The sequence below is a fragment of the Ignavibacteriales bacterium genome (genome assembly GCA_016214905.1).
Taxonomy (GTDB): Bacteria; Bacteroidota; Ignavibacteria; order UBA10030; family SZUA-254; genus PNNN01.
In genome coordinates this window covers 692,077-705,002 of the sequence record JACRMQ010000006.1, presented here as the reverse complement: position 1 = coordinate 705,002, position 12,926 = coordinate 692,077, and the positions used below count along the sequence as shown (strand labels likewise).

The 12,926-nt window shown below is 37.6% G+C and carries 13 protein-coding genes; 12 read left to right on the top strand and 1 reads right to left on the bottom strand.

Annotation, left to right across the window (positions count from 1 at the left end):
• The first annotated feature begins 248 nt into the window (after positions 1-248).
• From HZB59_07015 to HZB59_06990, 6 genes are all read left to right on the top strand, one after another.
• A complete protein-coding gene (locus tag HZB59_07015; GenBank protein ID MBI5021168.1) occupies positions 249-683 on the top strand; it encodes a hypothetical protein in 435 nt (144 codons plus the stop codon).
• A 28-nt stretch (positions 684-711) separates the two neighbouring features.
• A complete protein-coding gene (locus HZB59_07010) occupies positions 712-1,344 on the top strand; it encodes a hypothetical protein (protein MBI5021167.1) in 633 nt (210 codons plus the stop codon).
• Positions 1,341-2,570, top strand: coding sequence for a PAS domain-containing sensor histidine kinase (locus HZB59_07005; GenBank protein ID MBI5021166.1), 1,230 nt, complete (start codon positions 1,341-1,343; stop codon positions 2,568-2,570). The genes HZB59_07010 and HZB59_07005 overlap by 4 nt, the downstream gene beginning before the upstream one ends.
• 24 nt (positions 2,571-2,594) lie before the next feature.
• Entirely contained in the window at positions 2,595-3,227 is a 633-nt protein-coding gene (locus tag HZB59_07000; protein ID MBI5021165.1) for a response regulator transcription factor, read from the top strand.
• Between the two features lie 168 nt (positions 3,228-3,395).
• Complete coding sequence (locus tag HZB59_06995) at positions 3,396-4,343, top strand: hypothetical protein (protein ID MBI5021164.1); 948 nt, start codon at positions 3,396-3,398, stop codon at positions 4,341-4,343.
• A 40-nt stretch (positions 4,344-4,383) separates the two neighbouring features.
• The gene (locus HZB59_06990) at positions 4,384-5,316 is read left to right on the top strand and encodes a patatin-like phospholipase family protein (GenBank protein ID MBI5021163.1); all 933 of its coding nucleotides are present in this window, start codon (positions 4,384-4,386) and stop codon (positions 5,314-5,316) included.
• 95 nt (positions 5,317-5,411) lie between these two features.
• On the opposite strand, the gene HZB59_06985 is transcribed toward HZB59_06990, so the two are convergent.
• On the bottom strand, positions 5,412-5,567 hold the full coding sequence (locus tag HZB59_06985; GenBank protein MBI5021162.1) for a hypothetical protein: 156 nt from the start codon (positions 5,565-5,567) through the stop codon (positions 5,412-5,414).
• A gap of 78 nt (positions 5,568-5,645) precedes the next feature.
• Here HZB59_06985 and HZB59_06980 point away from each other — a divergent pair, with 78 nt between their 5' ends.
• From HZB59_06980 to HZB59_06955, 6 genes are all read left to right on the top strand, one after another.
• Complete coding sequence (locus tag HZB59_06980) at positions 5,646-6,818, top strand: radical SAM protein (protein ID MBI5021161.1); 1,173 nt, start codon at positions 5,646-5,648, stop codon at positions 6,816-6,818.
• A 39-nt stretch (positions 6,819-6,857) separates the two neighbouring features.
• Positions 6,858-7,256, top strand: a complete 399-nt coding sequence (locus HZB59_06975) for a hypothetical protein (GenBank protein ID MBI5021160.1) — start codon at positions 6,858-6,860, stop codon at positions 7,254-7,256.
• A gap of 906 nt (positions 7,257-8,162) precedes the next feature.
• Positions 8,163-8,882, top strand: a complete 720-nt coding sequence (locus HZB59_06970; GenBank protein MBI5021159.1) for a hypothetical protein — start codon at positions 8,163-8,165, stop codon at positions 8,880-8,882.
• A gap of 191 nt (positions 8,883-9,073) precedes the next feature.
• Positions 9,074-10,030, top strand: coding sequence for a hypothetical protein (locus HZB59_06965; GenBank protein MBI5021158.1), 957 nt, complete (start codon positions 9,074-9,076; stop codon positions 10,028-10,030).
• A gap of 310 nt (positions 10,031-10,340) precedes the next feature.
• Positions 10,341-11,450: an HD domain-containing protein gene (locus HZB59_06960; protein MBI5021157.1), complete on the top strand. Its 1,110-nt coding sequence runs from the start codon at positions 10,341-10,343 to the stop codon at positions 11,448-11,450.
• 396 nt (positions 11,451-11,846) lie between these two features.
• Positions 11,847-12,833: a hypothetical protein gene (locus tag HZB59_06955; protein ID MBI5021156.1), complete on the top strand. Its 987-nt coding sequence runs from the start codon at positions 11,847-11,849 to the stop codon at positions 12,831-12,833.
• Positions 12,834-12,926: the final 93 nt, after the last annotated feature.

Sequence of the window (12,926 nt, the reverse complement as noted above, 5' to 3'; positions counted from 1 at the left end):
TTGTCAATGAGAAAACAAAATATTTTCCGTTGTTTAGCATTAATAGTTATAACACCCATGCCATCAAAGGTATAGACCTACTCTCTAAATAGGGTTTTACCCCATTGTAATTTCATATTTAATAAAGTAGATTATTGGCGATTCATATTGTTATGCTTACATAGCCGGGGAAAGTTCCATGAAAAGAGATTACGTGTACCTTCTTTAAATAACAACCAATATCACATTTTATTTTTGAGAGGTTTTTTATGCTTAACAAAAATGCTGTACGTTATTTTCTACTTGTTCCGTCTTTTATTCTAATAATATTATTGCTATCTTTTCTAATTATCGATGATAGCATAAGCGCACGGACAAAAACTGAACAAGTACAATTAACCGGTTACGAAAACCATTCTATCGGTTTATACGATGCATCGCGCCTCATAAAAAATTATCGAGAATCAGTTCCAACCGGTTCAGTTCTCGGTGAATATTTTGGAGGTAATGCAATTCAAGAAGTCCTGAAACAAGAAGGATGCATCGGAATAAGAATCTATTTTGCGAAAAAAGATGATGGAAATCCGGCGCTTGTTATCGTCGGGGTAGATAAAGCCGGTAATGACATGTCGGATAATACGATATTAGAGTATGGATTCCCGTGTCCGCCTTTGTGCAGTTCCGATAATGCGCTCACTAAATAACTTATTATAAATAGGTATAAAATTTATTGTGAAGCTCCCAATTATTGCATATATATATTTGAGCTCAACGATTGCAGTTTTTGTCTTAGGTGCTCTGCGATTTAGAAGATTCGACAGGGGTATGATCTTCTTTTTCTGTTTTATTATAGTAATAATGATAATAGAGGTTATTACTTACACTCTTATGATACTTTCCATTAATAATCATTGGGTGCTTCACATATATGATCTGTTGGAATATATCTTTCTGATGCTGATGTTCGCTAATTGGCAATCGGATAAAAAAATCGGATCGACTTTAGAACTAACTATCCCCGTGTTTGCGGTAGCATGGTTGATATCAAAATTTACAATTGAATCGTTCTCCGGGCTTAGTAATTATATTCACCCGAGCGCTTGCCTGATAATTATAATAGTTTCGATTCTAACTTTATTCCAAAGTTTTAGAATCAACTCAACCACTTCATCAATCAGATCTCGCATTTGGATAATTAGCGGGATACTTATTTACTATTCAGGCAGCATCGTATATTATTCATTGGTGAACCAATTTGCCGCAATGAATTATTCGGATGCTCTTGTTATTATGTACGTTCACTGGTCTTTGGACACTTTTACAAACGTAATTTATTCTGCCGGAATTCTTATGGTGAAACGATGAACGATTTTTATTCGACGTTCTATTTCGGTACTATCCTTTTCTTGATCCTGAGCGGATCAATTATTATTATATTTTTCTTTCATCAAAAAGAAAAACTAAAACTATTGCGTGAGAGTGAAAAAAAATACAGCGACCTTTTTCATAATGTTTCCGATATCATCTATATTCACACACTTGATGGCGACTTCTTGGAAATTAATAAATCTGCCTCACAATTGCTCGATTATTCCCGCCAGGACATTATTGGTAAGAATCTCAGATACTTTGTTAAGGAAATATATCATTCAGGGATAGAGGAATATCTAAATAAATTTAGAAATGGAACTGAAGAACTGCTCGGTACAGCGATACTATTTTCCAAGGACAAGAAGAAATTATACATACTTGAATATAAAAGCTCAATCGTCCTTGATGAAAGTGGGAATAGGATGGCGGTTCGAGGTATTGCGCGCGATGTTACCGAACAAAGACGATCCGAACGTGCGCTTGTAAAATCTAATTATAAGGCTAAAAGACTCCTTGATGAAGCACTCGTTATGCAAAAGAATCTGGATCAGATATCAAGGGAACTGATACGAACTCATGAAGAAGCATGCGGAAGAATTAGCCGCGAACTGCATGACGAAGTAGGTCAGATGTTGACTTCCGTTACTCTCAATCTCAAAATCTTAGGGAATAATCATTCCAATGATCAGGTGCAGATTCAGAAAATAATCAACGATACAAAATCGTTAACCGATCAAATATTTTTGAAGATCCGTTCTTATCTTCGTGAGTTAAGACCGGCAGCGTTGGATTCATTGGGACTGATTCCGGCGGTACGCCAACTTGCAAATCAATTTTCTGAGCGGACAGGTGTTATCGTTTCGATGCCCGGTGATGAATCAATTGACTGCCTTGACGGTGAACAGAAAACGGTTCTTTACCGAATTGTGCAGGAAAGTTTGACCAATGTTGCAAAATATGCTCAAGCACAAGCTGTGACTATTATGTTTGATAAGCATGACAACAATGTCGTTCTTGAAATCGATGATGACGGAAAGGGATTCAATCCGGAAAACATCAAGATTAATCAATTAGAAAGAAAAAATCTTGGAATCTTAGGGATGCAAGAACGTGCTAGGCTTATCAATGGGAAATTTTATATTCGGTCGGAAGAAGGTATAGGGACATCTATTAGGGTAGAAATTCCGATTCAATCATCTATTGAAAAACCAGTTCCTTAAATGACAGTACAAGGAAGCATTACTATGGAAAAGATAACAGTGTTACTTGCAGATGATCATAAAATAGTTCGTCAGGGTTTTCGGTCAATTCTTGACGCCGAAAAAGATATTAAGGTCGTGGGTGAGGCATCTACCGGCGAAGAAGCGATCAAAACCGCGATTAATGTAAAACCAGCCATTGTTATTATGGATATAACTCTTCCTAAACTCAATGGTCTACTTGCTGCAAGGCAAATATTACTTAAAGATCCATCTATCAAAGTTATCATCTTATCAATGAGCGCAGAAGAAGAGATCGTCGATCATGCTATTCAGGCAGGTGTCTCCGGATATATTATTAAAGAAGATGCAGCTGAAGAGTTGATAAAAGCGATCAGAATCGTCAACAGGGGAGGAGTCTCTTTTAGTTCTTCTATTATGAAGATAGTTGTTGAAAAGCAGAGAAATCCGAAGAAAAAACCCAATGGCCTCACCATTAGAGAGCGTGAAGTTTTGCACTTAGTTGCTGAAGGGAGAACGAACAAGGAAATCAGCACGATACTCACTATTAGCATAAAAACTGTTGAAAAATACAGACAGCAAGTTATGGATAAACTCGATATTCATGACGTTGCAAATCTTACACATTATGCCTTATCCAAGGGGATAATCAAGTAATTATATTCTTTATTTGATTTATCCTCATTGAATACCTCCTTTAGAAATAGGTTTCAACCTGCTGCATTTATAGGTCTGGACCGTCTTGTATCTTTTCTGAAATAACATTAGGATAATTTCAACTCCACTTTTTAATTTCTTTTTTTTCGGGAAAGGAGAAAATATTTCATGAAAATAAACATTTCCTTTCGGTATAAATTAGAAATAATTTGGCCGCAAATTCTATGGAAATTTATATTTCTCTTTATAGTTGTCGTCAGTATTACAGTTGCACAGACAACTATTACACTTAAAAACAATTTCATCGAGAAATATAAAAATAGGGCGACAATCACGGCCACTTACACAATTGATAAAGCGCACGAGAGACCCAATTCAGCGAAGAAAGACGGCGATCTTCACATTGCAGGGAGAGCTCCCGAGATCAAGCTGCCTGTCGTTGCCGAAATCATGAATGCTAAAGATGACAAAGACGCTGTTGATCTTGTTCATCAACATGAAGGGACAACCGACCCGGTTAAATTAACCGGTGCTTGGAGAATATGGTGTGAACACGGTGGGCATTCGGAACAAATCCAAGGGAAACGACTTTCAAAATTTACTACTTCAAATCCCGACCATGTATTTGAGATTCATCCTGTTACGAAGATAGGAGATATATCGTTACTCCGTTCATTGAAAACGATTGATGGCTTTGAACCCAAAGACGCAGAACGTGCTTTTACAAGCTATGAAGGTAAACAATGCCAAATCAAAGTCGATGCGGAGAAGAAAACGACAACAATCATCACACCTATGGCAGGCTATAACTATGTTGAGTTTATAATGGAACCCAATGCGACTCCATTTGAAGTGGAAGACGGGACACTTCTCATGGCGGCAGTTTATGATACGAATGAAGATCTCTTGGTAAGGAATCGTCGGATGATCTTCATTAAAGATTCAGAACCTGAGAAAAAACTAAAAGATTTAAAATCAGGTGATCGTTTGCACGTACTTGGTATTCCGCGACTTAATCTCGCGATTGTTTCATGGAGAGTTAGAAATGCCGTCGAGCGTCCTGAGGTCTTAACGTGGAATTTACCCTATGAAATAATAATTGTTGCAGTGTATTAAAACCGAGTACCAATCGTTTTATCATTTAAAAGGATTATCTATGCCAATCGAACAAAAAAGAGCTCTTGTTCTAAGTGGAGGATCAATCAAGGGAGGATTTCAAGCAGGTGCTATCAAAGCTGTTATCGAGTCTGGTTTTTACCCGGATTTCATTTATGGTATCTCTGTTGGATCACTGAATGCGGCATTTCTATGTAATGAAATTGGGAAACATGGTATCCCGAAGGATCCCCGTGAATGGTCATTGATCGGTTCAAATTTAATAAATTTCTGGAAAGAGAATATTAAGAAACCGTCTGATATTGCAAATAAGCTTTCTTGGCTGCGGATTGCTCTTGGCGCCTTGTTCAATAATTTTAACGGATTGGTGGACACGACACCCCTTCAGAAATTGGTGAGGCGTATTATAAAGATCGACAATATTCGAAAGTCATCAATAAAATTAAAAGTAGGGGCTGTTAACATATCTAATGGTATCATCACTTATGCCGATCCATCGTATCCTGATTTTATTGAATACGTGCTGGCAAGCGCAGCTATTCCCATGATTATGCCCATAATGAAAATTGGCAATCAACCCTTCGTTGATGGTGGTATTAAAGACGTTGCCCCATTAAAAGCAGCTATCGATAACGGCGCAACAGACATAATTGTTATTGCCTGTCAACCTAAAGATATGGGTGGTGTCAGCGTCAACTCCGGTAATCTAATCCATCTTACTGAACGTGTGTTTGATATCATGGTCGAGGAGATTGTGAATAATGATATCGAATGGTCAGAATATTTTAATCTATATCTTCCCCAAGATGGCACACCGGAAATTGCCGGCCCGCTGGCAGGATATCGAAGATTGAAGATAAAAGTGATCAGACCGTCTGTTCCTATTCACCTTGACCTCCAAAATTTCGATTCGGAGGATATAAAAAATATGATTGATACGGGCTATTACACAGCAAAAGAAAAATTGAAATAATCACAAATAATAATTTACAATCACTAACATATTAAGGAAAAACAACTATGGGTTGGGACGAAGTAGACAATAAAATGAAAAGACATATTGATAGTTTATTTGTTTCCTGCACTGAGAAATATGAGCGCGACACGATTAAACGGATTATCAGGGAAGAATTTCCACATATCACGGAACCTGTTATCGATAAAGCGATAGATAATTGTTGTCAGACAATTGAACCACCAAGACCCAGAGATAAATTTTTTCATTGTTTATCCCATAAGCTATTCGGGGCATCACGTATTCCTTGATTACTTAGAAGGAATATTTTTCTGTGGAGACGATTAATGAAATATACAATATGTATTACTCAACAATGTAATCTCCGATGTAAGTATTGTTACATCGGCAAAAGAGAAACTCAAATGTCTCTGCCGATAGCTGAGAAAGTTGTTGATTTTATATTTAAGAATACACCTCCTGCTGAAAAGATTCGTATCGGTTATTTTGGAGGAGAACCGCTCCTTGCCTTTGAATTAATCGAAGACATTACAGATATAATAGAGAATCATACGTCTTTTGATAGAGAAAGAGTTGAACTTGATGTTGTGTCAAACGGTACGATATTTTCGGATGAGATTGCCGAATTTCTGAATAAACATAATATAGGATTAGGTATAAGCTGCGACGGTCCTTCTTATGTGCAGGATATGTTTCGGAATTTTCCTGATGGCAAAGGTAGTTCAAACCTTGTTGAGAATACAGTGAAGCAGGCAAATGAAATTATACCGTGCTTACAGGTCAATGCCGTCTATCATCCACAAACGTTTCAATATTTACCATTAGTTGTTGACTATTTTTCTTCACTTGGACTCACACACATATATCTCAATCCTGATTTTTCTGCAAACTGGTCTAAGAGTGAAGCTGATTTGCTCCCATCCATTTTCAATCAGATTGCCAATCGATATATAAATTATTATCGTAGGGGTAACCCTCATTTCATTAGTCTTATAGACAGTAAAATCATTGTAATTTTACGAGGGGGGTACCAACCTCTGGAACGTTGCAGGATGGGAAAAGGTGAATTTGCTTTCACACCGTCCGGGAATATTTATCCATGTGAAAGACTTATTGGGTCTGACAATGGAAACGGTCATTGCATCGGGAATATCGACGAAGGTTTAGACATTAATCGTATGGCTTGTAAAATTATACCTAATAAAGAGATAAACACCGAATGCCTCTCCTGCAGTTTAAAAGCTTATTGCATGAATTGGTGTGGATGTTCGAACTATTTTTCATCAGGCTATTATAATAGGGTTGGATCATTTCTTTGTGCTTCGGAACGAGCTGCAATTGAAACAGCATTTGATGTCTTTCAGATCCTTGAGAAAGAACTCGGTCCAACATTTATAGATCACGTTACAGGTATGCCTGTAATAAATGGTGAGGGAAAGGAGGTGCAAGAGACATGGAACGTTCTCCGCCCGCATGAAAAATCTTTTAATGTTAAGTAATCTTTTTTTTAAACAACCTAAATTAAGGAGACAAAAATTATGATTGGAAGATTCGTAAAGCCTTGGTGGTGGTGGATTGGAATACCGGCACCATTCTGGATAACAAATCTAAGACAAATAGGTCAATTTATCCAGAAATACGAAATCAAACCGGTTGCACCGGAATTTCTTTCTGAGATACCCATGGATCCTCAAATCTCTTTGGGGCATGAAATGGCTCTCAGGTCATACGGACCAATAAAACCTCGGCCATTTCCGGGAGGAATAAGGGTTCCTCATTTTCATTACAAAGGAGATCTTTTTGTTCTTACGGATAAACAGTGGAAGGAATTTTCTACAGATATTATAAAAGGATTTCAGGCTAAACTTGCTAAAGCGAATACTGTAAATTTTGAGCAAGTTATTGAAATATCTGAAGTGATAGATGGTATCGGCTAGAATTGAGCGTAACGATATACGTTCAATAATCATTGATAGTCAGTGGTCAGTTAGGATCACAACGTTCAAATTTAATCCCATCTTCGGGATTCCCCTTGAACCGCTTGTTACCCCCCCAGGGGATTCATAATCTGGAGATGGGGTTTTTTTATAGGATACCTCAGAATTATCATCAATCTGGTTAGTACTAAAAATACAGCGATATTCTCATTTCAACTTATGTAATGCCTCTATTGATTAATTTATTATTAGCAGGATCGAAAGTTGTAAATTGATAGTAGGTCTATCCCTACTAGATTTATAGGTGGTCACCCTATTGTATTAACATCTAAAAAGCTATAAAATATTATTGGTGTGTTTTTTAGACTGGTTTAGATTCCCTCATTGCTTGAATTCAATTATTTATTTTCCCTCTTAGGTTATGTTTCAATAAAATTACACTAGCAAAATACTGTACGAGAAGGAAATAAGCATTAGGTTTGTGTAAAGAGGGATATCAATTTTCGTTTGCATAAGGCTAGAGGGTGTTCATCTTGTTAATCTGAGTTATCATTAAATTAAGTTTCATACTCAGCTGTAGCAGTTTGCCCGGCACTTGCTAAGAATGGAGCCGATTTGTGATACATCCAGGAATTATGAGGATATGCTAGTTAAAAAACTACTGGAATATATATACATGTTCGCAAATAAAACCTTGGAAAGATTTTCAATTTATCGGATGAGGGGATGTATCAGCCAAAAGTGGAATAATCACGATGCGTATAACATTCCGATTTGGACGGCTAAACGCTATGCGTCTATCATGCCATTTTGGTTGAATATACGCTATTCATTTATGCGGTAGATGCGTAATGTTGCACTACAGAAATCTTTGACCTATAATGTTTAACAATCAGCACAACAAATATGCAAAACACACAACAGAGAATTGACGATTTCTACTGGAAGCCACTCACGGTGTTTGTATGCCTTTTCCTGATCGGTTTGGTTATTGTAGTATTCGTCAGAGGGCTGGATGGATATCAACAATTCTTTCTGAGGATACTGTTAGGACTTTCCACCGCTGGGATCGCAGCAATCATTCCTGGGTTTCTCAAGATCAATCTAAGATGGTTATCTAATTCAATCAGAGCTGGCGGGGCAATTGCATTGTTCGTCCTTGTATATACTCAGAATCCACCCGCCATAACGTCCTATGAGACGTTTAGAAACCTCACGGGCGACTGGTACTACGATGTACATCCATCAGGAAAGGAACTCGGATTTGGTGCGAATCATTATGGCGGTAAGTCTCATTTTCAGATCGTAAGGAATCAGTTCGGGGAGAACTTGTGTATTACAGGCACGCTAACTTGGAAGATTATTGATACTACATTCGTGACGGTTCCTCCATTCTTAACTTGGCAATCTATTTCAGGATCAGTTACCGCAAGTGATAAACTCATATATCAGTATGAGGGAATGGACAATGGGCCCATCAGTGGCTTCTGTAACTACTCAATTGTTAGGGATCAAAACAACAACATTACCGAGCTTCGTGGAAATTTCTATAGAGTAAACCCGCCACACGTTAGGGGGACAATTATTATGAGGCGAGACAAACCATTTGATGAAAGAGCCCGATAAGATGGCAACACTACGCATAACAGCAGGCATTACGATTCTCACTCATTTGAAAGATGGAATTAAAGTGTTCGCTCCATTTGTTTTGCCGTAGAACAATTGGTCAGTAGATAGCGACAAAACAAACGGCGTAATACCTGCACACGTTAGCTCGCATTGTGAATTAAATTTCTAAATAAAACCTGAGAATATTTATGGAAGAAGACATAAAAAATGACACAACAGGAAGTGCAGATAGAAACACAGCATTCTTACAGCGTTCCGAAGTAAGAATTTCTACATTGCACAGAATTGCAGGCACCTTTGTAGGGGGGGCTGGGCTAACTGTTCTGCTTCCTTGGTTACTGAAGGATAATATGGCCAATCTCTTTAGAGCCTTTGGCAATTCGTTTGTATTTCCCTCATGGTTTTTCTGGTTAGGTATTTTCGCTACTGCAAATATATTTGTTTTACCTTTAATTGCTCTCTACTTCTTGATTGTTGATTTGATATATTTCTATTTTACCCATTCTATAATAGAAGAGGTGAAAGTGATTGACAAGAATAAAGAGGTTAATATGATTTACGTACCTGAACTGATAATTAAACCTTTAAATCTCAACGCAAATCTTGACGATGAAGTAAAAGCTGCTAGTAAAACGATTGACGACTTGGTCAAAAGTCTACTAATTCTAGTACTTCGATATTGGAAGGCATTTTTGTTAACACTTGGAAGTGTCTTGTGGACTATCCTTGCAAGCATGTCATTGGATACACCTTCCCCAAATGAGCAACATCATTCAAGAATAACCGATGTGACATTACTTGTTCTACTGCTATGGGGCCCGCTATCTTCTTTCTTAGTCTCTCGACCTAAACGATTGATTTTCCAAAATGCAAAAGACAAAAAGAAGGCTATGCTCCATTTTGGAAAGAATCCGGCACTAAATCTTTTCGAGGAAATCAGTCTTTTACTCTCATTTTTATGTCTGCTAGCTTCCACAATACTGATTAGTAACATCGAATCTGCTCCTTTTATTAATGAAAAAACTATCAGTTCTTTGTGGGGCATCTTTAACGCAAGGGTATTTCTTGTTCTGCTTAGCTGGACTCTTTGGGTCTATGCGAGCTGGTACAAGCTGTTACAGGCACGTGAACGTTTCAGACATTAACTTGCAAGCAGAATTAGTAATTACACAACGCCAGCTAACAATTGTAAAAAATTCATTCGCTTTATCATATGAAAATTTATTGTACTCATTAAATGCCGTTGCTTCACAGAGAATTTGTCCATGAGAGTTCGCAACAGCAATGCATGTTTATGCAAAACGTTAGTTGGCATTTGCCTCACACAAATATCAATAGTTACGAAAGGAACAAACGATGTCAACCATGTTAAAACGTTCCCTCCTTCTTCACCTATTTGAAGCATTCAACATCCAACGTTGGAACGACAGAATCCGACCTCTGGATTTGACGGAAATGGAGAAAAATGCTCACAAAATGGTAATTGCATATTGTCTCGGAAAGCACGAAGAGCAAATTGGTAAGACTATCGATTGGGATAAAATCATTAAGGGTGGCATATTTGAACTGCTACGCCGAATTGCAATCGCTGATATGAAATCGACTGTGTATCGGAAAATAAAAGTAGAATATTCAGACGTATATAAGGAATTGAACACTTGGATATACGATGCTTTCGACTCTTTATGTGAGAACGAAAGTTTTAAAAAAGATTTCCGACAATATCTTTTCGAAGAGAACTACCTCGGTCCATTGGAAAAAGCAATACTAAATGGAGCGCATAAATATGCCACATATTGGGAGTTCCAAATAATCAAACAGTTCAATCCCAATGGATACCAGATCGAGAACATCGAAAAACAAATAATGCTGGACATCGAAAAATCACTTTCTTTGGTAGGTATGCAGAAGATCGTGACAAAGCAGAAACTCTCAAGTTTTATTGATCTTTGTGGTCAACTTCGATTTCAAGTTCGCTGGGGACAAACACCTAGAGTGCCGCGAACTTCAGTTTTAGGACATACTTTACTTGTTGCCACTTTTTCTTACTTAGCTTCCATTGATGTTAATGCATGCCCTCGTCGCCGATATAATAATTATTTCGGAGGTCTTTTCCATGATCTACCCGAAGCCGTAACTAGGGATATTATATCTCCAGTAAAGGGTTCAACAGAAAACATGCCTACTGTTATTGGAAAAATCGAAGAGGAGTTTACAGATCAAGAAATTTATCCTTTACTCGAAGATGAAATAATGAGACTGGAGATTCGCTATTTTACAAAGGATGAATTTAGCAATAGAATTCGAGTGGAAAGGGTAATAGAAAAAGTAAAAGCCATAAATTCAAAATATAACACTGACAATTTTGATCCCATTGATGGGGAGATTATAAGACTCTCTGATCATCTGGCTGCCTTTCTTGAGGCTTACAAGTCAAAACAATTTGGAATAAATTCAAAATCATTAAACGATGGTCTAAGCTCTCTTGAGCATAAGTACACGAAACAGAAGAAAAACGTTTGCGGTATTTCAGCGAAATCAATATTTGAGGAATTTGCACAATGATTTTCACACTTGTTTGGCAAATGCCAGCTAACATGCAAAAAATAACACTCAAACTAAATATCCTGAATGATTCTTCGACATTGAGTCTCGAATCGCTCAATGCCGTTACTAAAATGAAATTTATTTATTATAATTCGCAACGTCATTGCATGTTTTTAGAGAACGTTGTTACAAACATTCACTCATCATAAAAAGCATACGAATTATTGAAGATTCCGTTTCATGGACAACTACCAAACAATTTGAAAGTGAGTGCATCCACATCGCTCATAAGGGCGTCAGTCACAACGTAGCGTGGTTTTCGCGCTTGTTGTTTGCCATGAGGTTTAACACACAACAGAATTGAGTGATAAAAATTGATACCCTGAAAAATCATATTCATTGAAAGGAACAAAAATGAGGAAATGGGATAATAGCATAAGAGAAAAGGATTATCGTTCTACGCATAATGTTCGGAAAACGTTAATTATCCTAACATTGATAGTTGGTATTCTGCTTACCTTGATCGGCATATTCCAACCTACAGATAAATGGTGGTCAATAGTACTGATAACATTCGGCGTGACATTCACTGCTTCCGCATCGGTATCTATTATCATGCTTTCAGCAGGATTAATGGACCTCTCAGAAAATGCAAAAGAGTTAGCTTCAGTAATAGGAAGCAGGCTTGGAATGCCATGCGCTGAGCGTTTCACACTTGTGGAAAGCTCGTCTGAAGTTGGACTGGCAAAAACGTATATTAGCAGAGAACAAGCCCTTCAAAAAAGTAAGTTCCATACGATAATAGAAGATGAAAAGGACGGACTATTCATCGTTGGATCATCTCTCTTGGGGTTCCTTCAAGACAGGCATTTCAAACATGTGATAGAGACACTCAAGAAGAAAATGCATGATGGTGTCGAAATCAAGTTTATGCTTACACATCCACTGTTTGCTGATTTCCGGGCAGCACAAGAGGGAAGAGATCCTGGAGAGATTGCTCGTGAAATCATAAAGAGTCTAAGAATTATACTGAGTTTTGTCGGATCGGAAAAAGAACTTGTTTCTGTATACCTTTATCGTGGTACTCCAACATGTTTTGGAATACTTACAAAAGATAGTGTACTACTGAATCCATATCCATATGGACGTCAAGCATACGAATCACCTTGCTTTGAATTCGACAGCCAAACTCCTGCTTATAATCTTTATAGGCAAGCTCACTTTCAAACACAATTCGCTGGTAAGATAGAGCGATTTGAATTGTCTGATGTTTCCATATCGAAGCTTGAAAGCGAGATAGACGAGTTTTCTCTGAAAGTATCGGAATTTGAATCATCGTTTAGCACGTTGCACAGAGTGACTACTGGACAGGTCCATGGAGATGGTGTATCAGGAAGCTGAAATAATATCATTCAATTTTAGGAGACATATATTAAAAGCGGATAACGGTACGGCATATAACGCTTTATCAAAGGTCAGCAAGATGTTCAACTG